Here is a 23,717-nt window from a genome sequence, read left to right as displayed (position 1 = left end):
TCCCGGTTCAGCGAGGCCTGGGCAAGCGAAAATCTACAACCCGGCCGCGTCGATATCGATTAACAGCAAGCGCTGACCGTTATCGAAGAATTGTCCGGCGGTGAGGCAATACTGGTTGGTGGTGGCGTCGCGGTAGGTCGAGGACAAGGTCAGGCGGCGTTCTTCCCAGCCTTCGGCCAGCAAGTGATAAAAATACGGGCGCCAGGACCAGTTATGGCCCAGGTAGCGGCTGTCGGCTTGCCAGGCGTCCTGGCGCCACTCGAAGTTCGGTGTCAGCTGGGTGCCATGGCGGTCGCACTGATAAAAACGCAACAGCCAGGGAAAGTCCGGCAATTGCGGCAGCTCGCTCAGCGGCGCCTGACCCTGGGCCCAGGCCTGCAGGATCTTCATCAGCTCGGCCAATTGCTGGCGCAGTTGCATGACGCGCCCGCGTTCCGCGAGTTTCTGTTGCACATACGCCGCGCGCAGCTGCGCAAAATGCGCCACGAAGGCATCGGTGGCAAACCAGTCCAGCTGCGCCTGCGCGAACAGGTAGCCCTGCACATAGCGCGAACCGCACTCCAGGGCGAAATTCAATTGGGCTTCGGTTTCCACGCCTTCGGCAATGATCCAGCAGCCGGTTTTTTCCGCCATCTGCGCCAATGCGCGCACCACTTCACTGCTCGGTCCACCCTTGGCAGCTTCCTGGAACAGACGCATGTCGAGCTTGAGAATATCCGGCTGCAACGCCAGCACCCGGTCGAGTTGGGAATAGCCGGCACCAAAGTCGTCGATGGCGATGCGCGCGCCCGCCTCGCGATAGCGCGCCACCACCTGGGCCAAGCGCTGGATATCGCCGCCCAGCTCAGTGATCTCGAACACGATGCGCCGTGGGTCGACGCCATGCAGGTGGATCTGCTTCAGGCTCGGCAGGGCCTGGCCCGGGCGCAGGCGGTTGATCCAGCGCGGCGAGATGTTCAGGCTCAGGAACCAGTCTTCGGGGGCCTCATGCAAACGGCTCAGCGCATTGTCGCGAATCTGCCGGTCGAGGCGGCGCAAGCTCACGCCCGGTGTGCGCGGATCGGCAAACAACGGGCCGACGGACTGCAAGCGCCCATCCGCCTGGCGCAGGCGGCCGAGGGCTTCGACGCCGGCGATACGGCCCGTGGCGGTGTCGATGAACGGTTGGAAGCAGGCGAGCGGTTGCCCGTCGATCACGGGGCCTCCTTAGATGCGTTGCCGAAAAAAGGCCCGGCCCTCGAAAACGAGGACCGGGCCGTTTCTGTTAGCAAGAATGCAGCCAGCTGGCTCAGCTTTTGCGCGAACTGCCCTGCATGGCCAATTTGATCAGCGGGATCAGGCCGGCACCGAGGCGCACCAGGCGCGTCAAGCTGCTGATCCCGCCGCCCTTGGCGCCTTTGCCGGTAAAGAAGCCCATCAGCGTGACGGCGGCCACGCCCCACAGCGGCGCGTGCTTGATGCCCAAGCCGCCCTGGAAGCTCTGGCCCATGTTGCGCACCTTGTTCAGAGGCACCATCAGTTGCTGGGACTCATGGCGGATCTCCTGGCGGTGCATCTCCATGCGCAGGCGAATCAACGCCTTGCGCATTTCCCGGCGCGAGGTTTGCTGGATTTCATTCGAGCTCATGGCAGCAGGCGCTCCCGATCATTGGCCAACTCTTCGAGGGTGGCGTGGAAGGGCGTGGACTCATCGAACACTGCCGCTTTCAAGCGCACCCCGCAGAAGGCGGCGGCCAGGCTGTAGAAGACGCACAGGCAGATGATCCCGGTGAGGCGGTAACCGGTGTCCCACACGAGGATCATCACCAATGTCGACAGCCCCACCAGCAACAGCAGAGCAAACACCAGCGCCAGGCCGGCAAACAGCAGCAGGCTGACAGTGCGCGCCTTCTGCTCCTGCAATTCGATGCCAAACAGTTCGACATGGCTGTGCAGCAAGCCCAGCACGGCCGCGCCCAGACGTCGAGAGGTTGTGCCCGTGGACGAGCTGCTTTCGCCGATAGACATGATTTAGCGCCTTGTAGCCAGCAGACCGATCAAGAAGCCCACACCGGCAGCGATACCGACGGACTGCCATGGGTTGGCCTGGACGTAATCTTCGGTGGCCGTGACCGCCGCCTGGCCGCGTTCGCGCAGGGATTCTTCGGTCAGTTGCAGGGTTTCACGGGCCTTGAGCAGGCTCTCGTGGATCTTGCTCCGCAGCTCATCGGCCTGGTCGCCGGCCAGGACCTTGGTGTCGTCCAGCAACCGTTCGGTGTCACTGACCAGGGTTTGGAAATCCGCCATCAGTATTTCTTGAGCAGTCTTTGCAGTTCTTCTGGCCATGGTTATCTCCGTGATTGGCTGATCGGTACGTGTGTTTTCGAGTCACCGGCATCGGTGAAGGTTCAGTTCAATTGTGTGGTACAGCTTTTGCTTTGCCTTGGTGCGCACGCCCCGGGGCCTGCGCTGAATCTGGGCGGCCTGAGGCCAATGCCTTGAAAAACCTTACCCTAAATCACTCAAACCCGCGGAAAAACCCTGTCGGCAACGGCCTGTTGTGTTAATCGCTGCGCTAAAGCGGTTCATGCCCTCTGAAGAGGGGTGGGACCGGTGGTGCCAATTTAGTGCGCGAAACCCTGGCTTGAACCGCTTTGGTGCTTTTTGCCTTTAATGCAGGCCTGCCCACCTCCATGGAAAATTTGCAAAGCGCGGTGGATACCCTTGTCCACAGTTCCAACACCCTCTTCATCCTGATCGGTGCGGTCATGGTCCTGGCCATGCACGCCGGCTTCGCGTTCCTGGAAGTCGGCACCGTGCGCCAGAAGAACCAGGTCAACGCCTTGTCGAAGATCCTCAGCGACTTCGCCATCTCGACCCTGGCCTATTTCTTTATAGGCTATTGGATCTCCTACGGTGTGAGCTTCATGCAACCGGCGGCGGTAATCAGTGCCGACCACGGCTATGGCCTGGTGAAGTTCTTCTTCCTGCTGACCTTCGCCGCGGCGATCCCGGCGATCATCTCCGGTGGCATCGCCGAACGTGCACGGTTTGTTCCGCAACTGTGCGCCACCGCGCTGATCGTCGCGTTCATCTACCCGTTTTTCGAAGGCATGGTCTGGAACGGCAATTTCGGTTTGCAGGCCTGGCTGCTGGCGACTTTCGGCGCCAGCTTCCATGACTTCGCCGGTTCCGTGGTGGTGCACGCCATGGGCGGCTGGCTGGCGCTGGCGGCGGTGTTGCTGCTGGGCCCGCGCAACGGCCGTTATCGTGACGGGCGGCTGGTGGCGTTTGCACCGTCGAGCATTCCGTTCCTGGCGTTGGGCTCCTGGATCCTGATCGTCGGCTGGTTCGGCTTCAACGTGATGAGCGCGCAAACCCTCAATGGCGTCAGTGGCCTGGTGGCGGTCAACTCGCTGATGGCCATGGTCGGCGGCACCGTGGCCGCGCTGGTGATCGGTCGCAATGACCCAGGCTTCCTGCACAACGGCCCGCTGGCCGGGTTGGTGGCGATCTGTGCTGGCTCCGACCTGATGCACCCGGTGGGCGCGCTCGTCACCGGTGTCGTCGCCGGTGGCCTGTTTGTGTGGTGCTTCATCGCGGCCCAGGACCGCTGGAAGATCGATGACGTGTTGGGTGTGTGGCCGTTGCACGGCCTGTGCGGCGTGTGGGGCGGCATTGCCTGTGGCATTTTCGGGCAGACCGCACTGGGTGGGCTGGGTGGGGTCAGCCTGATCAGCCAGTTGATCGGCACCGCCCTCGGCGTTGTGGTTGCGCTGGGCGGCGGCCTGTTGGTGTACGGCGTGATCAAGCGCCTGCACGGGCTGCGCCTGAGCCAGGAAGAGGAGTATTACGGCGCCGACCTGTCGATCCACAAGATCGGCGCGGTCAGTCAGGATTGATCGGCGCCGCGTCATCGCTGGGCGCCTGCGAGTAAAACCCGTGCAGCAGGCGATAGCGGTTGTGCCGGACCTCGTCGACCCGCGCCTGTACCTGTTGGTCGGGCAAGCCGAGCATCACCAGGGCGTGGGAGGCGAGCATCAGGCTCGACTCCAATAGCTCGGGCACCACCTCGCTGGCGCCCGCGGCTTTCAATGCGGCCAACTGGCTGTCATCGCGGGTGCGCACCAGGATCGGCACGTCGGGGTTGATCCGCCTTGCCTCTTTGAGCACCACCAGGGCCACATCGCTGTTGTCCACCGCAATCACCACCAGGCGTGCGCGCTCCAGGCCGACTGCGCTGAGCAGGGCGCCACGCCGACAGTCGCCATAGTGCACGCTGCTGTCTTCGGTGGCCGCTTCCTGTACGCGTTCCGGGTCGTCATCCAGGGCGATAAAGGCTTGCTGTTCGTGCCGCAGAAACCTCCCGATGGATTGCCCGACCCGGCCATAGCCACAGATCACCGCGTGCCCGCGCAATTGGGCGTTGAGGGCGGTGATCGCCTCCAGTTGCACTTGTTGGTTGGGCTTGCGGTGCAGGCGCAGCGCGAGGGCCGGCGCGGCGCGCAACAGCAGCGGAGTGAGCAGCATCGAGCAGAACGTGGCGGCAAGCAGCAGGCCGTTGAATTCATCCGGGATCAATCGGCTCTGCTGCATCTGCGCCATCAATGCAAAACAGAACTCGCCGCCCTGGGCCAGGGCCAGGCCGCTGCGCCAGGCGGTCTCACCGTCACTGCCGCGCCATTTGACCAGGGCGGCGACCACGCACGCCTTGACCAGCATGAGTGTGAGGGTGAAACCGAGGATCAGCAGGCTATGGCTGACGAACAGTTGCAGGTCGATCAGCATGCCGATGCTGACAAAAAACAGCCCGAGTAAAATGTCGCGAAACGGGCGGATATCCGCTTCGATCTGATGGCGGTAATGGCTTTCGCCCAGCAGCATCCCGGCGAGAAACGCACCGAGGGCCGGGGACAGCCCCAACAGGTGCGTGAGCCAGGCGGTGAGCAGCACGATCACCAGCGCCAGCAGCACAAAAAGCTCGGCCGAATGGGACGCGGCCACCTCACGAAACAGGCGCGGCAAGAGCCAGCGGCTGGCAAACAGCAGGCCGACGAACAGCACCACGGTCTTGCCCAGGGTCAGCGGCAGCGCCCAGTACCAGGCTTGCTCGCTGCTGCCGGCAAACACCGGCACCAGGGTCAGCAGCAACACTGCCACCACGTCCTGGAACAGCAGCACACCAATCGCGTTCTGGCCGTGGCTGCTGAAGATTTCCCCGAGGCTGGTCAGTTCCTTGCTGACGATAGCGGTGGACGACAACGCCAGCCCGGCACCGAGCAACAGCGCAATGCCCGGCGCCACCCCCAGGACCATCAACAAACCACCCAGCAGCGCCCCGCAGCCCAGCACCTGCAAGCTGCCCAGGCCAAACACCGCGCGGCGCAGGGCGAGCATCCTGGTCAGGGAAAATTCCAGGCCCAGGGAAAACAGCAGGAACACCACCCCCAATTCGGCGAGGTCGGGCAACTCTTCGCTGTCGTTGACCCAATCCAGCGCAGTGGGCCCCACGGCCAGGCCCACACACAGGTAGCCCAGCACCGGCGGCAACTGCAGGCGGCGAAACAGCGCAATCACCACCAGGGATGAGGCCAGAATGATCAGCAGGTTGGCAAACACACGCATCTCCGTTGCAGGTGGCGGACAAAAAGCCGCGAGAATCGCTGAATCAGTTATAGGCCATGCTGACCTGGGTCAGGGGTTTCTGTGGCCGATTGGATTTCAAGTGGCAAGCGAGGGCTGTTGTGGCGAGTGGGCTTAGTGTGGAGAGCGTGCTTATTGTTGGTGATCTGGCTTCCTGTGGTGAGCGGGCTTGCCCCGCGTTGGGGCGCGCAGCGGCCCCACTAAGGCCACCACACTCATCCAGACACAACTGGGGCGATCCGTTTCGGGGCTGCTTCGCAGCCCAACGCGGGGCAAGCCCGCTCGCCACAGGTATTGGGTGCGCTTAGAATGATCACCTACTTCTGACAGGGTCTATTCGTCATGCTGCCTGAATGCCAATTGTTCGGCACCCTGGGTTGCCACCTGTGTGAGTTCGCCGAAGCCGAAATCATGCCGCTCGTCGAACACGGGCTGCTGGTGGAGTTGGTGGATATCACCGACCCGGTCGACCTGACCGAGGCCTACGGCCTGCGAATTCCGGTGCTTCGCCGGGTCGACACCGGGGCGGAACTGGATTGGCCATTCGACACACAACAGGTCGTGGCCTTCCTTCGTTGAGGTTTCTGCGATGGCAGGTTTCCAAATATTGCGTTACTGTATGTTTGTACAGCGATTGAATAGAGGGAACGCCCGTGGTGAATGTTGAACAATTGAAGAGCAGCGTCAATCGCATGTCCGCCGACGTCGTGCGCAACGCGGTGAACGAGCTGCGCCTGGACGGCCTGGTCACGGAAGGCAAGACGCCGTTTAACAAAGTGCATTTCAATACCTGCTTCGCCGAGATCGAGGCCCTGTTCCAGCGCGCCGGTTACCACAAGCAGCTGGACGTGGTGGGTTACCAGGGCTTGCTGTACGCGCTGTATGATCCGGGCCGCTGGGAAGCGGTGGACGTGCTGCGCTGGCTCAAGGAGTTCACCGAGGCCGCGAGTGCTTCGCCGATCCTGCGCGCCGAGTTGGTCAAGGCCTGAGATCCGCCCTAGGCTCAATCCCGCTGCATGCGGGATAATGCCCGCGTGTTTTTCCAGGCTTCGAGCATTTCATGTCCTCTACCGGTTTCTCCGCCTCCCAGCATCAAGCCAGCACCTTGTACCTGCCACCGGGCCCCTGGGCGACGGTGCTGGACTGCCTGTGCGAACACTTCCCGGCCATCAGCCGCGAACACTGGCTGGACCGCATCGCCCGTGGCCGCGTGCTCGACATCAACGGCAGCCCGATCCGTCTGGACCTGGCCTACAAGGAAGGCCTGTGCATCTATTACTTTCGCGAAGTGCCGAACGAAAAGGTCATCCCGGTGCAGGAAACCATCCTGTACGCCGACGAACACCTGGTGGTCGCCGATAAACCGCATTTCCTGCCGGTGACCCCGGCCGGCGAGTACGTCGAGCAAACCCTGCTGCGCCGCTTGATTCGCCGCCTCGACAACCCCGCGCTGGTGCCGCTGCATCGCATCGACCGGCATACGGCGGGGCTGGTGCTGTTCTCGGCCAATCCGGCGAGCCGCTCGGCTTACCAGCAGCTCTTTCCCACGCGACGTATCGATAAATTCTACGAGGCCATCGCCCCGGCACTGCCCGCGTTGACGTTCCCCCTGGTGCACAAAAGCCGCCTGGTGGAGGGCGAACCGTTCTTTCGCATGCAGGAAGGCGCCGGCGCCAGCAACACTGAAACGGCCGTGGAAGTGCGTGAGAAAAATGCCGATCTATGGCGCTACGGCCTGTTCCCGGTGACCGGCAAGAAGCACCAGTTGCGCGTGCACATGACCGCGCTGGGCGCGAGTATCTGCAACGACCCGTTCTACCCCGAGGTGATCAAGGATGCCGTGGACGACTACGCCAACCCGTTGAAGCTACTGGCTCAGGGCGTGCGCTTCATTGACCCGGTCACCGGCGAAGCACGCCACTTCAACAGCCGCATCACCCTCGACTGGTAACCCCCCGGAAACGAAAAGGCCCGCGCGAGGCGGGCCTTGTGGGCAAGCGTTTGAGGCTTACAGGTCTTTAACGGTACGGACCTGGTCCTTGTTGATACGGGTCTGTTTGCCGTCCAACTGCTCGAACTCGTAGAAGCCCGAAGCCTTGTCGAATTTAGGGGTGTCGACGGCCTGGATTTCGCGACCGTCATTCAGGGTGATCACTGTTGGCGAGGCGCAACCGGCGAGAGTGGCGAGGCCCAGTGCAAGCATGAGAGCGGCGATGGTCCGTTGAGTCATGAGTGTGTCTCCGAGAGAATACTTTTTAAATGCTGACCTTGTGACGTGTGAGACGCCGCCAAAGTTCCTTGTGCTAAAGTTCATTCTGACACGTCAGTCCTTGGGTGCAACAGCTCTGGCGTATTCAGGTTGGCCAAGCGTGGATCATCCGCCGGGCATTCCAGGCCCACGCCCCCCAGTTGCAGGAAGATCTTGCGCGGGCTGCGCTCACCGGCGCGCCACGCCTGTTCTACCTCGGTTCGCAGGTGGGTGGGGATGATGCAGATCAAGGGTTCCCAGAATTCACCATGACGCACCATCACGGGCACCTGCGGTTGGCGTTGCGCGGTGTCACGCAGGGCGCGCAGTAATTGCGCGTCGAGGTTTGGCACGTCACACGGCAATACCAACAGGTGTGTATGGCGCGCGGCTGCCAGCCCTGCGCGGATGCCGGCGAGCGGGCCGGGGAAGTCCGGGCTGTCGTCGCTCACCAGGTGGTCGGCGTAGGGGGCGTAGCGGTCCTGATTGCGGTTGCAGGAGATGACCAAGTCATCGGTCAATGGCCGGGTCAGGCGTTGCAAATGTGCAATCAACGGCTCGCCGCGCCACGCCAGCAGGCCTTTGTCCTGGCCACCCATGCGTTGGCCACGGCCACCGGCCAGTAGCAGGATCGAGCAGGGCAGGGGCGAAGAATCGAGAGACATGGCGGTTCCGCTGCGGCAGGTAAAGAGGGCCCTGTGATATAACATCGGGCTGTTCCTTCGACAACCGGACCGAGCCATGAAAGCCAAGGCTGATGCGCCCTTCGTACCCCTGAATATTGCTGTATTGACCGTCAGCGACACCCGCACCCTGGACACCGACACCTCGGGCCAGGTGTTCGTCGACCGCCTGACCGCCGCCGGCCACGCCTTGGCCGAGCGCGTGCTGCTCAAGGACGACCTGTATAAAATCCGCGCCCAGGTCGCGCACTGGATCGCCGAAGATGTGGTGCAAGTGGTGCTGATCACCGGCGGCACCGGTTTCACCGGCCGCGACAGCACCCCGGAAGCCGTCAGTTGCCTCTTGGACAAGCAGGTCGACGGCTTCGGCGAATTGTTCCGCCAGATTTCCGTGGCCGATATCGGCACCTCCACCGTGCAATCCCGTGCCTTGGCCGGCCTGGCCAACGGCACGCTGGTGTGCTGCCTGCCGGGTTCCACCAACGCTGTGCGCACCGGTTGGGACGGCATCCTCGCCGAACAGCTGGATAACCGCCATCGCCCGTGCAACTTCGTACCGCACCTCAAACAGGCTGAACCCTGTGAATCCCGTGGGTAAGCCTGGCAAGACCGGCGCCCTGATGCCGGTGGAAGACGCGCTCCAGCAATTGCTCGACATGGCCGCCGCCGCGCCGATTCGTGAGCAGGAATCGTTGCTCCTTGCCGAGTGCGATGGCCGTGTCCTGGCGCAGGACCTGATCTCCACCCTCGACCTGCCGCCGTGGCCCAACAGTGCCATGGACGGCTACGCCTTGCGCCTGGCGGACTGGACCGGCGAGCCGCTGGTGGTCAGCCAACGCATCTTCGCCGGCAACGCGCCGCAGCCCCTTGCCGCTGGCACCTGCGCGCGCATCTTCACCGGCGCACCGGTGCCGCCAGGCGCGGACTGCGTGGAGATGCAGGAAAATGCGCTGGTCCACGCCGATGAGCGCGTGAGCTTTACCGAGCCCTTGCAGGTCGACCAGAACATCCGCCCCCAAGGTCAGGAAACCACTGTCGGCGAATTGGTCTTGAGCGCCGGCACGCGCCTGGGCCCGATCGAATTGGGTCTCGCCGCTTCGCTGGGGCACGCTCGTCTTGACGTGATCCGCCGTGTGCGCGTGGCCGTGCTGTCCACCGGTGATGAGCTGATCGAGCCCGGTTTGCCGTTGGGGCCTGGGCAGATCTACAACAGCAACCGCCGTGTGCTGTGCAGTTGGCTTGAGCGCATGGGCTGTGAAGTGATCGATGCCGGCATCCTGCCGGATGACCTGGAGCAGACTCGCACCTGCCTGGGGAGCCTGGGCGCGGTTGACCTGATCCTGTCCACCGGCGGCGTATCGGTGGGCGAGGCGGACTTCCTCGGCATCGCCCTGCGCGAAGAGGGCGAGCTGGCCTTGTGGAAGCTCGCGATCAAGCCGGGCAAGCCGCTGACCTTCGGGCACTTCCGTGGCGTGCCGGTGATCGGCCTGCCTGGCAACCCGGCGTCGACCCTGGTGACCTTTGCCCTGTTGGCCCGGCCTTACCTGTTGCGCCGCCAGGGTGTGCAAGACGTGGAACCACTGCGTTTCGAAGTGCCGGTGGGCTTCACCTGGCCCAAGCCGGGCAACCGTCGTGAGTATTTGCGCGGGCGCATCGAGCAGGGCAAGGCGATCATCTACCGCAACCAGAGCTCCGGCGTGCTGCGCAGCGCGGCCTGGGCGGAAGGCTTTGTGGAAGTGCGGGAAGGCACCACGCTGGAGGTGGGCGACAGCGTCAATTTCATCCCGCTGAGTGAAGTCCTGAACTGACAGGAGCGAGCTGAGTGGGGGAGCGAGTCGTTAGTAGTCTTCGCCGCGTGCGGTCACATCGCGTTCCGCCGGCTGGGCGTTGGGGTCATAGCCCACTGGGAACTTGCCCTTCAACGTCCAGGCGAACGCGATGATTTCGGCAATGGTGCGGTACAACTCCTCGGGAATGCTGTCGCCCAATTCCATCCTCGCCAGCAGCTTTACCAGCTCGGCGTTTTCATAGATCGGGACTTCGTTTTCCCGTGCCAACTTCAGGATCGCCTCGGCGAGGGCGTCGTCGCCCTTGGCAGTCAGGGTCGGGGCTTGTTGGCCGTCGTATTTGAGGGCAATCGCCTGACGCGGTGGTGTCGGGTTTTTCATGCGGTCTCATCCACCCAGCGTTGTTCCAGTCCGGTTTTCGGCCCGCGCGGCGGGGTGCCGAGGTGGCAGTCGAGGTCGCCGACGTTGAGGCCCGACGTCACCAGGCGCTCGCGCAGGTTGCCCAAGTGGCTTTCGATCAGGCTGGCGGTAAACGGCCGGGTTGCCCATAACTGGCTGGACAGCTTGCCCTGGGTCAATTGCGCCTGCACCTGCAACGGCCCCAGTGGCTCCATATCGAAGGCCAGTTCGACGCGCCAGAGCATCTGCTTGGGATCTTTCTTGTCTTTGCGCTCGGGCTGGTCCTTGTCCGGCGCCGGCTCTTCGCGCTGGAACTTGACCTGCAGCGGCAAGATGTCCTGCAAGGTGCGCAGCGGGATTTCCAGTTGCCAGGTGGTTTGCAGGCGGCCATCGGCGGTGGTGCCGGTCTGTTCCAGGCTCGACAACTGGTGGCTCTGCAACCGCGAGATCGCTCCGGCGGCGAGGCGCAGCAGGTTTTCCAGGTCGCCTTCGCCTTCCAGTTTGGCCATCAGCCGCTCGGGCAGCGGGAAGCCTGCGGGTGTCTGCCGGGCGCTGACCTGGCCGAGGGTGTTCAACGGGCTGCGCACGAAGTTCGGCAACACCTGGGCCAGCGTATTGGCGGCGAGGATGGCATTCATATTGGTACTGGCGGGGAGGGCGGGCAGCAGATCCGCGACCAGGCGCAGCAGGGCGCCTTTCATGTCCAGCGGCGGGATCTGCGGGTTCTGCCCGGCGAGCAGCTTGGCTTCGAGGAAGGCGCCGCTGTTCTGAATCACCTGGGCCAGCACCTTGGGATTGCTGACCTGCGCCAGGTCCGGCAAGGCCGCCAGTAACCGCTCGGCTGCGGCGCGCAGGTCGGCGGAGGTGCTGTCGCCACGTGGCAGGTTCTGGAGCGCAGTGAAGACCGCATCCAGCGAGCCCTGGCGACTTTGCTGGGTGGCGAGTTGCTGGGTCACCGCCAATTGATCCTTGAGCCCGCTCAACGGCACAAAATTCAAGGTCTGTGCGTTCTGCACCACGGCGCTGAGCAAGCTGCCCACGCGCAAGGGTTGCGGGCTTTCCACGGTCAGGGTGGCCCCGACCAGGGCGTTATTGAGCACGGTCACCAGCGAACGGTAGATGGCCGGTTGCGTGGGGCCCTGGGGCAACATCTGGGTGGTCAGCACCTTGGCTTGCAGCAGCGTGCCCACCGGCATTTGCGTGGTGTCGATGCGCGTCAGTGCGGCCACGTTCGCGCTCAAGGCCTGCTGCAGGCTGAGCGTAAGGTTGCCGGCGGGCGTCTGGCTGACGGCCACGTTACTGCCCAGCGGCAAGGGCTGCGCGCTGCTCGCCTGGACCAGGGTCTGGCGGCCACCCTCGAGGGTCAACTTGAGCAACAGCTGAAAGGCTTCACCGCCTTGTTTCAGGGCGATGACCTCGGCATTCGCGGTTTTCCCGGGGTCGATCAGGCCGATCTGCGGCTCCAGCAGTTTCAGCAACTCACCGGTCGCGGGTGCCAGGGCAGGCCCGGTTGCCGGAGCAGGTGCTAGCGTAGGAAGGTTGATCTCACCGGTCATCGCGCGCGTCGTCTCTGGGGAAATTGCCCTCTTTAGAGTAGGGCATCACATGTATAATGCCGCCCGTCTGCAAAGAGAGCGGTAAAAACCTCACAACTATTTGATCCAGCTCTCTAAAATCGGTCGCCAAAGCCGTTATTGTGCATTTCTCTTTAACGGCCGCTGCACCGCCGACTTGAACCGTAAAGGCCCGCGATCTCTTGACCAGCCCTCTTCTTGAAGCCGTAGCGCTTGCCTGTGAACGCGACCTGCGCCTGCTGTTCGAACACCTCGAACTGCGGCTGACGGGCGGCGACATGGTGCAGATCAGCGGCCCCAACGGCAGCGGCAAGACCAGTCTGCTTCGCCTGCTGGCCGGGTTGATGCAGCCGACGGCCGGCGTTGTACGCCTCAACGGCAAACCCCTCAATGAACAACGCACCGAGCTTGCCCGCAATCTTGTCTGGATCGGCCACGCCGCCGGCATCAAGGATGTGCTGACGCCTGAAGAAAACCTCAGCTGGCTCAGCGCCCTGCATCATCCGGCCGCGCGCGACGCCATCTGGCAGGCCCTGGCGGCTGTCGGCCTCAAGGGCTTTGAAGACGTTCCCTGTCACACCCTGTCCGCCGGCCAGCAGCGCCGCGTGGCCCTGGCGCGCCTGTATCTGCCCGGCCCGCCGCTGTGGATTCTCGACGAACCCTTCACCGCCCTCGACAAACAAGGCGTTGCCCAGTTGGAAGAGCACCTGGCGCGACATTGCGAGCAGGGCGGCCTGGTCGTACTCACCACCCACCATAACCTCACGCGCATGCCCGCCGGTTACCGCGACCTGGACCTGGGCCGGTGGTCGGCATGAGCGTGTTTGCCCTGTTGGTCGCCCGCGAAGCGCGGCTGTTGTGCCGTCGCCCGGCGGAGTTGGCCAACCCGTTGGTGTTCTTTGCCATCGTGATCGCCTTGTTCCCGCTGGCGGTCGGCCCCGAGACTAAACTGTTGCAAACCTTGTCCCCGGGACTGGTGTGGGTGGCAGCGCTATTGTCGGTCCTGCTCTCGCTGGACGGGCTGTTTCGCAGTGATTTCGAAGACGGCTCCCTCGAACAGTGGGTCCTTTCGTCGCACCCCCTGCCACTTCTGGTACTGGCGAAGGTACTGGCACACTGGGCTTTTTCCGGCTTGGCGCTAGTCTTGCTCTCGCCGCTGCTGGCGATGATGCTCGGGTTGCCCACCGAGTGCCTGCCGATCCTGCTCCTGAGCCTGTTGCTCGGCACGCCGGTACTCAGCCTGTTGGGGGCCGTGGGTGCAGCGTTGACCGTCGGTTTGAAACGGGGTGGCCTGTTGCTCGCCCTGTTGATTCTGCCTTTGTACATCCCGGTGTTGATCCTCGGTAGCGGCGCCTTGCAGGCCGCGCTCATGGGCATGCCGGCGACCGGTTACCTCCTGTGGCTTGGCAGCCTGACCGCCCTGGCGGTAACCCTGACACCCTTTGCTATAGCGGCTGGCCTGAAGATCAGCGTCGGCGAATAATGAGGTCTGGCCAAGCGTTTTAGCCTTGGCCAGTAAAGACCCTGAGCCTCCCGCAATGACGGGAGGCCACCGTGATGGAAACAGCAATGAACTGGACCTGGTTTCACAAGCTCGGCTCGCCCAAATGGTTCTACGGCATCAGCGGCAAGCTGCTGCCGTGGTTGAGCGTCTTCGCCGTATTGCTGATCGGCATCGGCCTGGTCTGGGGCCTGGCCTTCGCGCCGCCGGACTACCAGCAAGGCAACAGCTTTCGCATCATATATATCCACGTGCCCGCCGCGATGCTTGCCCAGTCCTGCTACGTGATGCTGGCCGTGTGCGGCGTCGTCGGCCTGGTGTGGAAGATGAAACTTGCGGATGTGGCCCTGCAATGCGCTGCGCCCATCGGCGCGTGGATGACCGCCGTGGCGCTGGTGACCGGCGCGATCTGGGGCAAACCCACCTGGGGCTCGTGGTGGGTGTGGGATGCGCGACTAACGTCGATGTTGATCCTGCTGTTCCTGTACTTCGGTCTGATTGCCCTGGGCAACGCGATCAGCAATCGTGACAGCGCCGCCAAGGCCTGCGCGGTGCTGGCGATTGTCGGCGTGATCAACATCCCGATCATCAAGTACTCGGTGGAGTGGTGGAACACCCTGCACCAGGGCGCCACCTTCACCCTCACCGAAAAACCGGCCATGCCGGTGGAGATGTGGGCGCCGCTGCTGCTGATGGTGCTGGGGTTCTACTGTTTCTTCGGCGCCGTGCTGTTGCTGCGCATGCGCCTTGAAGTGCTCAAGCGTGAAGCCCGCACCAGTTGGGTCAAGGCCGAAGTGCAAACCAGCCTGGGAGCGCGTGGATGAGCTTTGCATCTTTCAGTGATTTTCTCGCCATGGGCCATCACGGCCTGTATGTCTGGACGGCCTATGGCATCTGCCTGGCGGTGCTGGCCCTCAACGTCGCCGCGCCGATCCTGGCCCGCAAGCGTTACCTGCAACAAGAGGCGCGTCGTCTGCGCCGGGAGACCGAAAAGTGAATCCGCTGCGTAGAAAGCGTCTGTTGATCATCCTTGCCATCCTGGCCGGCGTCGGCATTGCCGTGACCCTGGCCCTGAGCGCCCTGCAGCAGAACATCAACCTGTTCTATACCCCGACCCAGATCGCCAATGGCGAAGCGCCGGTGGATACGCGCATTCGCGCCGGCGGCATGGTGGAGAAGGGCTCGCTCAAGCGTTCCGGAGACTCCCTCGACGTGACCTTCGTGGTCACCGACTTCAACAAGGCCGTGACCATCACCTACCGCGGCATCCTCCCGGACCTGTTCCGCGAAGGCCAGGGCATCGTCGCCCTGGGCAAGCTCAACGCCGAGGGCGTGGTGGTGGCCGATGAAGTGCTGGCCAAGCACGATGAGAAATACATGCCGCCCGAGGTCACCAAGGCCCTCAAGGACAGCGGTCAACCCGCGCCAACCCCCGCCAAGGAGGGCTAAGTGATGACGTCCGCACTGTTTATTCCGGAGCTGGGCCAACTGGCGATGATCCTCGCCCTGTGCTTTGCCATCGTCCAGGCCGTGGTGCCGTTGCTCGGCGCCTGGCGCGGCGACCGCCTGTGGATGAGCCTGGCGCAACCGGCGGCCTGGGGGCAGTTTGCCTTTTTGCTGTTCGCGTTCGGTTGCCTGACCTATGCGTTCATGACCGACGATTTTTCCGTCGCCTATGTGGCGAACAACTCCAACAGCGCGCTGCCTTGGTACTACAAGTTCAGCGCCGTGTGGGGTGCCCACGAAGGCTCGTTGCTGTTGTGGGCGCTGATCCTCGGCGGCTGGACCTTCGCGGTGTCGGTGTTCTCGCGCCAACTGCCGCAAGTCATGCTGGCGCGCGTACTGGCAGTGATGGGCATGATCAGCATCGGCTTCCTGCTGTTCCTGATCATGACGTCCAACCCATTCAGCCGCATCCTGCCGCAGATCCCGGTGGACGGGCATGACCTCAACCCATTGCTGCAGGACATTGGCCTGATCGTGCACCCGCCGATGCTCTACATGGGGTACGTGGGTTTTTCGGTGGCCTTCGCGTTCGCCATCGCCGCCTTGCTCGGTGGGCGCCTCGATGCCGCCTGGGCGCGCTGGTCGCGGCCGTGGACCATCGTCGCCTGGGCCTTCCTCGGGATTGGCATCACCTTGGGCTCATGGTGGGCCTACTACGAACTCGGCTGGGGTGGCTGGTGGTTCTGGGACCCGGTGGAAAACGCCTCGTTCATGCCATGGCTGGTCGGCACCGCGCTGATTCACTCGCTGGCGGTCACCGAAAAACGCGGCGTGTTCAAGAGCTGGACCGTACTGCTGGCCATCGCGGCATTTTCCCTCAGCCTGCTTGGCACTTTCCTCGTGCGTTCGGGCGTGCTGACGTCGGTGCACGCGTTTGCGTCCGACCCTGAGCGCGGCGTATTCATCCTGATCTTCCTGCTGTTCGTGGTCGGCGGCTCGCTGACGCTGTTTGCTTTGCGTGCCCCGGTGGTCAAGAGCCAGGTCGGCTTCAACCTGTGGTCGCGCGAAACCCTGTTGCTGGGCAATAACCTGGTACTGGTGGTGGCCGCGTCGATGATCCTGCTCGGCACCTTGTATCCGCTGGTGCTGGATGCGTTGAGCGGTGCCAAGTTGTCCGTGGGCCCGCCGTACTTCAACGCGTTGTTCATTCCGTTGATGGGCCTGTTGATGGTGGTGATGGCCGTCGGCGTGCTGGTGCGCTGGAAAGACACTCCGGTGAAATGGCTGGCGGGCATGCTGATGCCGGTGCTGCTCGGCAGTGTGGCCCTGGCAGTGATCGCCGGTATTGCCTATGGCGACTTCAACTGGGCGGTACTTGCGACCTTCCTGCTCGCCGCCTGGGTATTGCTCGCCGGTGCGCGCGACATCGTCGACAAGACCCGCCACAAAGGCTTGATCAAAGGCTTGCCGACATTGACCCGCAGCTACTGGGGCATGCAGGTCGCGCACATCGGCATCGCCGTGTGCGCGCTCGGCGTGGTGCTGTCCAGCCAGAACAGCGCCGAGCGCGACCTGCGCCTGGCGCCGGGCGAGTCCATGGACCTGGCCGGTTACCACTTCATCTTCGAAGGCGCCAAGCACTTCGAAGGGCCGAACTTCACGTCGGACAAAGGCACGGTGCGCGTCGTCCGTAACGGCAAGGAAGTGGCGGTGCTGCATCCGGAAAAACGCCTGTACACCGTGCAGAGTTCGATGATGACTGAAGCCGGCATCGACGCCGGTTTCACCCGCGATCTCTACGTGGCGTTGGGTGAATCGCTGGGTGATGGCGCCTGGGCGGTGCGAGTGCACGTGAAACCCTTTGTACGCTGGATCTGGTTCGGCGGTTTGCTCACCGGTTTTGGTGGTTTGCTGGCCGCGTTGGATCGGCGTTATCGGGTCAAGGTCAAGAGCCGGGTGCGTGAAGCCCTCGGCCTGCAGGGAGCGGCGGCATGAAGCGTTGGTTGATGGTTTTACCGCTGGCGGCCTTCCTGGTGGTGGCCGTGTTCCTGTATCGCGGCTTGTACCTGGACCCGGCCGAGCTGCCCTCGGCGATGATCGGCAAACAGTTCCCGGCCTTCAGCCTGCCGACGGTGCAGGGCGAAAAGACCCTGACCCAGGCTGACCTGCTGGGCAAACCGGCGCTGGTCAACGTGTGGGGCACCTGGTGCATCTCGTGCCGTGTCGAACACCCGGTGCTGAACAAGCTGGCCGAGAAAGGCGTGGTGATCTACGGCATCAACTACAAGGACGACAATGCGGCGGCCTTGAAGTGGCTGGCGGAGTTTCACAACCCGTACCAGCTGGATATCCGCGATGAAGACGGTAACCTCGGTTTGAACCTTGGCGTGTACGGCGCTCCGGAAACCTTTTTCATCGATGCCAAGGGCGTGATCCGCGACAAGTACGTCGGCGTGATCGACGAGGTGGTCTGGCGTGAACAACTCGCGGCCAAGTACCAGGCGCTGGTCGATGAGGCCAAGCCATGAAGCGCCTGTTAGCGGCTGCCGTCCTGGCGCTGGGCTTGGTCGGCGTGGCCCACGCGGCCATCGATACTTATGAATTCGCCAAGGACGGTGACCGCGAACGTTTTCGCGAGCTGACCAAGGAACTGCGCTGCCCCAAGTGCCAGAACCAGGACATCGCCGACTCCAACGCACCGATCGCCGCCGACTTGCGCAAGGAGATCTTCCGCATGCTGGGGGAGGGCAAGGACAACCAGCAGATCATCGACTTCATGGTCGACCGCTACGGTGATTTCGTGCGCTACAAACCGGCCCTTACCGGCAAGACCGCGTTGCTGTGGTTCGGCCCCGCCGGGCTGCTGCTGGCTGGCGTGGTGGTGATGGCCGTGATCGTGCGCCGCCGCCGCGCTGCGCCGACCGATGGCTCTGATGCGCTGTCCCCTGAAGAGCGTAAACGTCTCGACCAATTGCTGGACACCAAGACTGATGATTGATTTCTGGCTCGCAGCCGGCTTGCTGCTTCTGATTGCCCTGAGTTTTCTGTTGATTCCGGTACTGCGCGGCCGCCGCGCCCAACGTGAAGAGGATCGCACCGCGCTGAATGTGGCGCTGTACCAGGAACGCGTCGCCGAGCTGCAGGTGCAGCAGGACGAAGGCGTGCTCAACGCCGCGCAACTCGACACCGGCCGCGCCGAAGCCGCCCGCGAGTTGCTGGCCGACACCGAAGGCGTGGAAAAACCGCGTGAATCGCGCCTGGGCAAGCCGCTGCCATTGTTGGCGGCATTTTTGGTGCCTGTCCTCGGCGTTGCGCTGTACCTGCATTATGGCGCCAGCGACAAGGTTGAGCTGACCCGCGAATTCTCCCAGCCGCCGGTGTCCATGGAAGACATGACCCGCCGCCTGGAACGTGCCGCCGCTGCCCAGCCGGACTCGCCGGAAGGCCTGTACTTCCTCGGTCGCGCCTACATGGCCCAGGATCGCGCCGCCGATGCCGCGAAGGTCTTCGAGCGCACCGTGGCCTTGGCCGGGCGCCAGCCGGAACTGCTCGGCCAGTGGGCCCAGGCGCAGTACTTCGCCGACAACAAACAGTGGTCGCCCAAGGTCCAGGCGCTGACGGACGAAGCCTTGAAGCTCGACCCGAAGGAAGTCACCAGCCTTGGCCTGCTCGGGATCGCGGCCTTTGAAGGCCAGCGTTATCAAGAGGCAATCGACTACTGGAATCGTCTGTTGGCGCAACTGCCACCGCAAGACAATTCCCGTGCGGCGTTGCAAGGCGGTATTGATCGGGCTGCGGAGAAACTCAAGGAAAGCGGCGGTACCGTCGCGCAGAAAACCGGGATGAAAGTCCGCGTGGACCTGGCGGCCGAGGTGAAAGCCAAAGCCCTGCCAACCGACACCGTGTTCATTTTTGCTCGCGCCGTCAGTGGCCCGCCGGCGCCGTTGGCCGCCAAGCGCGTCACCGTCGCCGACCTGCCGATCACCGTCGAACTGGGCGATGCGGACGCGATGATGCCGCAGTTGAAACTGTCCAACTTCCCCGAAGTCCAACTGGTTGCGCGCATATCCCGGGCAGGTCTTCCAACCGCTGGCGAGTGGATCGGCCGCAGCCAACCCTTGGCCAGCACCACCACTGCCCTGCAGCAGCTGACCATCGACAGTCCGGACCAGTAAATCGAGGAAACGCCTATGACCGCATTTGCACGCATCACCTTGCTCAGCCTGGTATTGGGCCTGAGCGCTTGTGCGGTCCACCGCCCACCTCCCGCGCCGACCGGCCCGACCATCCCACCGTCGGGCCCGTCGACCCAGCCGAGCACCAAACCATCCGGCCCGGTGACCCCGCCGCCGAAACCCGTGCCCACCTCATCGCCAACCTTCGCCCCACCGCCCGGCGCCGCCAGTCACTGGGACGGCAAGATGCAGGTGTATGTGCTGGAGGAGCAGCCCGATACCTTCTACCGCCAGCGCACGTATTACCGCTGGAGCAACGGCTGGAGCCGCTCCATCAGCCCGAACGGGCCATGGGAAGAAACCAATGTCCAGGGCGTGCCGCCGGGATTGAGCAAGCAGTACGCGCAGTGACAAACAGGCGACCTTTAAAAGGTCGCCTTTTTTATGCCTGACTTGAAATGCAGTCGCCTGTGGGAGCCGGGCTTGCCCGCGATGGCGGTGTGTCAGGTGACGAATCAATTGCGGCTATACCGCCATCGCAGGCAAGCCAGCTCCCACATTTGATCTGCGTACACCCAGGAGCCCAAGCCATACCCGGATCCCCTGTGGGAGCGGGCTTGCCCGCGATGGCGGTGTGTCAGGTGCCGAATCAATTGCAGCTATACCGCCATCGCAGGCAAGCCAGCTCCCACATTTGATCTGCGTACACCCAGGAGCCCAAGCCATACCCGGATCCCCTGTGGGAGCGGGCTTGCCCGCGATGGCGGTGTGTCAGGTGACGAATCAATTGCGGCTATACCGCCATCGCAAGCCAGCTCCCACATAGATCGCCTCAGTCATCAGGTCACGGGGCGCTCCCGATTCAGCGCTTGATCTACCAACAACTGCGCAATCTCAACCATCTGCACCCCATCCGCGACCAAGCAGACGGGGGGCGAGCTATACGCAGGTTGGTCGACCAGGGAATGGAAACCCGGCAGGGCCTGAGCCCTCCCACGCACAGCTCGCCATAACGCGAACACAATAATGCCGCTTGCGCGGCACTGTGCGCCCCTCTAACCCAGGCGACCAAGCCTGATCGCTGAGATGAGCAGCGACTGCGAGAGGCTAACGGTGCGTTATAGCAACCGCACCCCACACGGGTTGTAGGACAGTTCCTAGAAGCAGCGGACAGGTTGTGGCGAGCAGGCTTGCCCTGCGTTGGGCTGCGAAGCGGCCCTGAAACCTGACGACGCGTTCTGCCTGAATAAACGCGGTGGTCTTATTGGGGCTGCTGCGCAGGGCAAGCCTGCTCGCCACAATAAGACCACGCAGGGTCGCATCCAACCTTTCACAAAACCTTCATCCAACCGACCCCCTGCAGTCATGTGCAAGTCATAGGGCTGACACAGCCCAGGCCTACTGTCGTTTGAACTCAACCGCAGCCATCCATTGGCTGTTCAAACAAGACAGAGAAGCCCATGACTCACGCTATCCATGTCGATCACTTGAACAAGACCTTTGCGAAGAAATCCGCATTGGTCGACCTCGAACTCACCATTGCCGCCGGTGAGATGGTCGCGCTGATTGGCGCTTCCGGTTCCGGCAAGTCCACCTTGTTGCGCCACCTGGCGGGCCTGGCGTGTTGCGACAAGAGCAACGGCGGCAGCGTCAAGGTGTTGGGCCGGGAGGTGCAGGCCAGTGGACGGTTGAACGGCAAGGTACGGCGGTTGCGCGCGGACATCGGCTACATCTTCCAGCAGTTCAATCTGGTCAATCGCCTGAGCGTGCTCGACAACGTGCTGCTCGGTTGCCTGGGCCGCATGCCGCGCTGGCGCGGCAACCTCGGGTTGTTCAATGCCGAGGAGAAGGCCTTTGCGCTCGAGTCCCTGGCTCGAGTGGGCCTGGCCGACCTGGCTGCGCAACGCGCGTCCACCTTGTCCGGCGGCCAGCAGCAGCGCGTGGCGATTGCCCGGGCATTGACCCAGCGTGCCGAGGTGATTCTTGCCGATGAACCGATCGCCTCGCTCGACCCGGAGTCGGCGCGCAAGGTCATGGAGATCCTCGCCGACATCAACCGCCGCGACGGCAAGACCGTCGTCGTGACCCTGCATCAAGTCGATTACGCCATGCGTTATTGCCCCCGCGCCGTGGCGCTCAAAGGCGGGCGCATTCACTTCGACGGGCAGGGCAGCGCGATGAGCAGCCAGTTCCTGAATGATTTGTACGGTGCCGACGTCGACACCAGCCTGATGTTTTCCGACCAGACCCGCCGCACCGAGGTGACCCCTCGGCTGGCCCTGGCGCGCGCTTGAAACCCTACTCACGACCCACAGGAATCCCGTCCATGTTGAACCGTATCGGCCACGTGTTTCTGTCTGCCGCGTTACTGGCGAGTGCCGCGATGGGCAATGCCTACGCGGCGGACAAAGCCATCAACTTCGGCATCATGTCCACCGAGTCTTCGCAGAACCTCAAGAGCATCTGGCAGCCCTTCCTGGATGACATGCACAAGAAGACCGGCCTGACCATCAACGCCACCTTCGCCTCCGACTACGCCGGCCTGATCCAGGGCATGCGGTTCAACAAGGTCGACGTGGCCTGGCTCGGCAACAAGGCCGCGATGGAAGCGGTAGACCGCTCCAACGGCGAGATCTTCGCCCAGACCGCCGCCGCCAACGGCGCCGCCGGTTACTGGAGCGTGCTGATCGTGCGCAAGGACAGCCCGATCAACAACGTCGACGACATGCTCAAGAACGCCAAGAACCTGACCTTCGGCAACGGTGATCCGAACTCGACCTCGGGCTACCTGGTGCCGGGCTACTACGTGTTCGCCAAGAACCACGTCGACGCCGCCACCGCCTTCAAGCGCACGCTGAACTCCAGCCATGAAGTCAACGCGCTGAGCGTGGCCAAGGGCCAGTTGGACGTCGCCACCTTCAACACCGAAAGCTGGGACCGTCTGGAAGTCACCCAGCCGGACAAGGCCGCGATGCTCAAGGTGATCTGGAAGTCGCCGCTGATCCCGGCCGACCCGATGGTGTGGAGCAAGGCGCTGAGCGACAGCGAGAAAACCAAGATCCGCGATTTCTTCGCCCACTACGGCGACACCGATGAAGAGAAGGCCGTGCTGAAAAACATGCAGCTGGGCAAGTTCCTCGCCTCCAACGACGACCAACTGTTGCCGATCCGCCAGCTGGAGCTGTTCAAGCAGCGCACCACGATCAGCGCTGACGATCACCTCGAGGCCGCTGACAAAGCCAAGAAGCTGGCGGACATCGACGCCGACCTGGCCAAGTTGCAGCAGCGCATCAGCGAGCTGGACAAGAAAACCGCAGCCAACGGCTAACCCCCTGTAGGAACCGGGCTCTAGGTGGGAGTGGGCTTGACCGCGAATACGGTGTGTCATTCAACGCATCCGGCGACTGATTTACCGCATTCGCGAGCAAGCCCGCTCCCACATTAAGCAGGTTCCAACCTTATACCGAGAGTGACCCATGACGACTTTGCACGCTGAAGCGGTTGGCAAAAGGACCTGGCCGCAATACCTCGGCTGGAGCCTGTTCCTGGTCCTGCTGGCCTGGGCCTGGCACGGCGCGGAAATGAACCCGCTGGCGCTGTACCGCGACTCCGGAAACATGGCGACCTTCGCCGCGGACTTCTTCCCGCCGGACTTCCACGAATGGCGCTCCTACCTCAAGGAGATGATCGTCACCGTGCAAATCGCCCTCTGGGGCACGGTGTTGGCCATCGTCTGCTCAGTGCCGCTGGGCATCCTGTGTGCCGACAACATCACCCCCTGGTGGGTCCACCAGCCGCTGCGCCGGGTCATGGATGCCTTCCGCTCGATCAATGAAATGGTGTTCGCGATGTTGTTCGTGGTTGCCGTCGGCCTCGGCCCCTTCGCCGGTGTCCTGGCGCTGTGGATCAGCACCACCGGCGTACTCGCCAAGCTGTTTGCCGAAGCCGTCGAGGCCATCGACCCGGGCCCGGTGGAAGGCGTGCGAGCCACGGGCGCGAGTGCCTTGCAGGAAGTCATCTACGGCGTGATCCCGCAGGTCATGCCGCTGTGGGTGAGCTACGCGTTGTACCGCTTCGAAGCCAACGTGCGGTCAGCCACGGTGGTGGGCATGGTCGGTGCCGGCGGGATCGGTGTGATCCTCTGGGAAAACATCCGCGCTTTCCAGTTAGTACAAACCTGCGCGGTGCTGCTGGTGATCATCGTGGTGGTGAGCCTGATCGACGTGCTGTCCCAACGCCTGCGCAAGCAGTTCATCTGACCTTGGAGGGGTGCCCGCGCGGC

The 23,717-nt window shown here is 63.2% G+C and carries 28 protein-coding genes; 19 read left to right on the top strand and 9 right to left on the bottom strand.

Features of this window, described 5'->3' with window-relative positions:
• Window positions 1–33 precede the first annotated feature (33 nt).
• The 4 genes from NTD80_RS02470 to NTD80_RS02455 all read right to left on the bottom strand — a co-directional run bounded on the left by NTD80_RS02470 (window position 34) and on the right by NTD80_RS02455 (window position 2,325).
• The gene (locus NTD80_RS02470) at window positions 34–1,197 is read right to left on the bottom strand and encodes an EAL domain-containing protein (protein ID WP_262132018.1); all 1,164 of its coding nucleotides are present in this window, start codon (window positions 1,195–1,197) and stop codon (window positions 34–36) included.
• Between the two features lie 91 nt (window positions 1,198–1,288).
• Window positions 1,289–1,627, bottom strand: a complete 339-nt coding sequence (locus NTD80_RS02465; RefSeq protein ID WP_065901665.1) for a hypothetical protein — start codon at window positions 1,625–1,627, stop codon at window positions 1,289–1,291.
• Window positions 1,624–2,007, bottom strand: a complete 384-nt coding sequence (locus NTD80_RS02460; RefSeq protein WP_065901663.1) for a phage holin family protein — start codon at window positions 2,005–2,007, stop codon at window positions 1,624–1,626. The genes NTD80_RS02465 and NTD80_RS02460 overlap by 4 nt, the downstream gene beginning before the upstream one ends.
• Window positions 2,008–2,010: 3 nt before the next feature.
• Window positions 2,011–2,325, bottom strand: coding sequence for a YqjD family protein (locus NTD80_RS02455; protein ID WP_065901661.1), 315 nt, complete (start codon window positions 2,323–2,325; stop codon window positions 2,011–2,013).
• Window positions 2,326–2,672: 347 nt separating this feature from the next.
• Here NTD80_RS02455 and NTD80_RS02450 point away from each other — a divergent pair, with 347 nt between their 5' ends.
• Window positions 2,673–3,881, top strand: a complete 1,209-nt coding sequence (locus NTD80_RS02450) for an ammonium transporter (RefSeq protein ID WP_065901935.1) — start codon at window positions 2,673–2,675, stop codon at window positions 3,879–3,881.
• Here NTD80_RS02450 and NTD80_RS02445 read toward each other — a convergent pair.
• Window positions 3,868–5,604, bottom strand: coding sequence for a cation:proton antiporter (locus tag NTD80_RS02445; protein WP_262132015.1), 1,737 nt, complete (start codon window positions 5,602–5,604; stop codon window positions 3,868–3,870). The two genes, NTD80_RS02450 and NTD80_RS02445, sit on opposite strands and share 14 nt — an antisense overlap.
• Window positions 5,605–5,964: 360 nt before the next feature.
• Between NTD80_RS02445 and NTD80_RS02440 the strand changes: the two genes are divergently transcribed.
• From NTD80_RS02440 to NTD80_RS02430, 3 genes are all read left to right on the top strand, one after another.
• Complete coding sequence (locus NTD80_RS02440; RefSeq protein WP_065901659.1) at window positions 5,965–6,201, top strand: glutaredoxin family protein; 237 nt, start codon at window positions 5,965–5,967, stop codon at window positions 6,199–6,201.
• A gap of 74 nt (window positions 6,202–6,275) precedes the next feature.
• Window positions 6,276–6,611, top strand: a complete 336-nt coding sequence (locus NTD80_RS02435) for a transcriptional regulator (RefSeq protein ID WP_065901657.1) — start codon at window positions 6,276–6,278, stop codon at window positions 6,609–6,611.
• A gap of 71 nt (window positions 6,612–6,682) precedes the next feature.
• On the top strand, window positions 6,683–7,573 hold the full coding sequence (locus NTD80_RS02430; RefSeq protein WP_106804725.1) for a pseudouridine synthase: 891 nt from the start codon (window positions 6,683–6,685) through the stop codon (window positions 7,571–7,573).
• A 57-nt stretch (window positions 7,574–7,630) separates the two neighbouring features.
• Here the strand turns inward: NTD80_RS02430 and NTD80_RS02425 are convergent, their stop codons facing one another.
• Together NTD80_RS02425 and mobA are read right to left on the bottom strand one after the other, a co-directional pair.
• On the bottom strand, window positions 7,631–7,852 hold the full coding sequence (locus NTD80_RS02425) for a YgdI/YgdR family lipoprotein (protein ID WP_065901933.1): 222 nt from the start codon (window positions 7,850–7,852) through the stop codon (window positions 7,631–7,633).
• Between the two features lie 80 nt (window positions 7,853–7,932).
• Window positions 7,933–8,535: a molybdenum cofactor guanylyltransferase MobA gene (gene mobA / locus NTD80_RS02420; protein WP_262132010.1), complete on the bottom strand. Its 603-nt coding sequence runs from the start codon at window positions 8,533–8,535 to the stop codon at window positions 7,933–7,935.
• Window positions 8,536–8,611: 76 nt separating this feature from the next.
• Here mobA and moaB point away from each other — a divergent pair, with 76 nt between their 5' ends.
• On the top strand, window positions 8,612–9,151 hold the full coding sequence (gene moaB / locus NTD80_RS02415; protein WP_065901653.1) for a molybdenum cofactor biosynthesis protein B: 540 nt from the start codon (window positions 8,612–8,614) through the stop codon (window positions 9,149–9,151).
• Complete coding sequence (glp, locus tag NTD80_RS02410; protein WP_262132009.1) at window positions 9,135–10,361, top strand: gephyrin-like molybdotransferase Glp; 1,227 nt, start codon at window positions 9,135–9,137, stop codon at window positions 10,359–10,361. The genes moaB and glp overlap by 17 nt, the downstream gene beginning before the upstream one ends.
• A 30-nt stretch (window positions 10,362–10,391) precedes the next feature.
• Here the strand turns inward: glp and NTD80_RS02405 are convergent, their stop codons facing one another.
• Together NTD80_RS02405 and NTD80_RS02400 are read right to left on the bottom strand one after the other, a co-directional pair.
• Complete coding sequence (locus NTD80_RS02405; protein WP_106804722.1) at window positions 10,392–10,721, bottom strand: EscU/YscU/HrcU family type III secretion system export apparatus switch protein; 330 nt, start codon at window positions 10,719–10,721, stop codon at window positions 10,392–10,394.
• The gene (locus NTD80_RS02400) at window positions 10,718–12,295 is read right to left on the bottom strand and encodes a flagellar hook-length control protein FliK (RefSeq protein WP_262132006.1); all 1,578 of its coding nucleotides are present in this window, start codon (window positions 12,293–12,295) and stop codon (window positions 10,718–10,720) included. Before NTD80_RS02400 ends, NTD80_RS02405 begins: the two co-directional genes overlap by 4 nt.
• A 200-nt stretch (window positions 12,296–12,495) precedes the next feature.
• On the opposite strand from NTD80_RS02400, the gene ccmA reads away from it, so the two are divergent.
• The 13 genes from ccmA (at window position 12,496) to phnE (ending at window position 23,694) form a co-directional block, all read left to right on the top strand.
• Window positions 12,496–13,131 carry a cytochrome c biogenesis heme-transporting ATPase CcmA gene (ccmA, locus tag NTD80_RS02395; protein ID WP_065901648.1) on the top strand — a complete coding sequence of 212 codons (636 nt, stop codon included), beginning with the start codon at window positions 12,496–12,498 and terminating at the stop codon, window positions 13,129–13,131.
• Entirely contained in the window at window positions 13,128–13,796 is a 669-nt protein-coding gene (ccmB, locus tag NTD80_RS02390) for a heme exporter protein CcmB (RefSeq protein WP_017734375.1), read from the top strand. The genes ccmA and ccmB overlap by 4 nt, the downstream gene beginning before the upstream one ends.
• An 86-nt stretch (window positions 13,797–13,882) precedes the next feature.
• Entirely contained in the window at window positions 13,883–14,638 is a 756-nt protein-coding gene (locus tag NTD80_RS02385) for a heme ABC transporter permease (RefSeq protein ID WP_106804719.1), read from the top strand.
• Window positions 14,635–14,811 (top strand): heme exporter protein CcmD, encoded by a 177-nt coding sequence (gene ccmD, locus NTD80_RS02380; protein WP_003172771.1) that lies wholly within the window; start codon window positions 14,635–14,637, stop codon window positions 14,809–14,811. The genes NTD80_RS02385 and ccmD overlap by 4 nt, the downstream gene beginning before the upstream one ends.
• The gene (ccmE, locus tag NTD80_RS02375; RefSeq protein WP_065901643.1) at window positions 14,808–15,263 is read left to right on the top strand and encodes a cytochrome c maturation protein CcmE; all 456 of its coding nucleotides are present in this window, start codon (window positions 14,808–14,810) and stop codon (window positions 15,261–15,263) included. The genes ccmD and ccmE overlap by 4 nt, the downstream gene beginning before the upstream one ends.
• 3 nt (window positions 15,264–15,266) lie before the next feature.
• Window positions 15,267–17,255 carry a heme lyase CcmF/NrfE family subunit gene (locus tag NTD80_RS02370; RefSeq protein ID WP_262132004.1) on the top strand — a complete coding sequence of 663 codons (1,989 nt, stop codon included), beginning with the start codon at window positions 15,267–15,269 and terminating at the stop codon, window positions 17,253–17,255.
• Window positions 17,252–17,788 carry a DsbE family thiol:disulfide interchange protein gene (locus NTD80_RS02365; protein WP_262132003.1) on the top strand — a complete coding sequence of 179 codons (537 nt, stop codon included), beginning with the start codon at window positions 17,252–17,254 and terminating at the stop codon, window positions 17,786–17,788. Before NTD80_RS02370 ends, NTD80_RS02365 begins: the two co-directional genes overlap by 4 nt.
• Window positions 17,785–18,258: a cytochrome c-type biogenesis protein gene (locus tag NTD80_RS02360; protein WP_012723038.1), complete on the top strand. Its 474-nt coding sequence runs from the start codon at window positions 17,785–17,787 to the stop codon at window positions 18,256–18,258. The genes NTD80_RS02365 and NTD80_RS02360 overlap by 4 nt, the downstream gene beginning before the upstream one ends.
• Complete coding sequence (gene ccmI, locus NTD80_RS02355; RefSeq protein WP_065901639.1) at window positions 18,251–19,435, top strand: c-type cytochrome biogenesis protein CcmI; 1,185 nt, start codon at window positions 18,251–18,253, stop codon at window positions 19,433–19,435. Before NTD80_RS02360 ends, ccmI begins: the two co-directional genes overlap by 8 nt.
• A 15-nt stretch (window positions 19,436–19,450) precedes the next feature.
• On the top strand, window positions 19,451–19,846 hold the full coding sequence (locus NTD80_RS02350; protein WP_065901637.1) for a hypothetical protein: 396 nt from the start codon (window positions 19,451–19,453) through the stop codon (window positions 19,844–19,846).
• Window positions 19,847–20,895: 1,049 nt separating this feature from the next.
• The gene (phnC, locus tag NTD80_RS02345; RefSeq protein ID WP_065901634.1) at window positions 20,896–21,729 is read left to right on the top strand and encodes a phosphonate ABC transporter ATP-binding protein; all 834 of its coding nucleotides are present in this window, start codon (window positions 20,896–20,898) and stop codon (window positions 21,727–21,729) included.
• A gap of 32 nt (window positions 21,730–21,761) precedes the next feature.
• The gene (phnD, locus tag NTD80_RS02340; protein ID WP_065901633.1) at window positions 21,762–22,763 is read left to right on the top strand and encodes a phosphonate ABC transporter substrate-binding protein; all 1,002 of its coding nucleotides are present in this window, start codon (window positions 21,762–21,764) and stop codon (window positions 22,761–22,763) included.
• A 148-nt stretch (window positions 22,764–22,911) separates the two neighbouring features.
• Window positions 22,912–23,694: a phosphonate ABC transporter, permease protein PhnE gene (phnE, locus tag NTD80_RS02335; protein WP_262131999.1), complete on the top strand. Its 783-nt coding sequence runs from the start codon at window positions 22,912–22,914 to the stop codon at window positions 23,692–23,694.
• Window positions 23,695–23,717 lie beyond the last annotated feature (23 nt).

Origin of the sequence: Pseudomonas sp. 13B_2.1_Bac1, assembly GCF_025466155.1 — a bacterium.
Lineage (GTDB): Bacteria > Pseudomonadota > Gammaproteobacteria > Pseudomonadales > Pseudomonadaceae > Aquipseudomonas > Aquipseudomonas aylmerensis.
The sequence above is the reverse complement of the archived record's forward strand: the minus strand, read 5'-3'. Positions and strand labels throughout refer to the sequence as shown.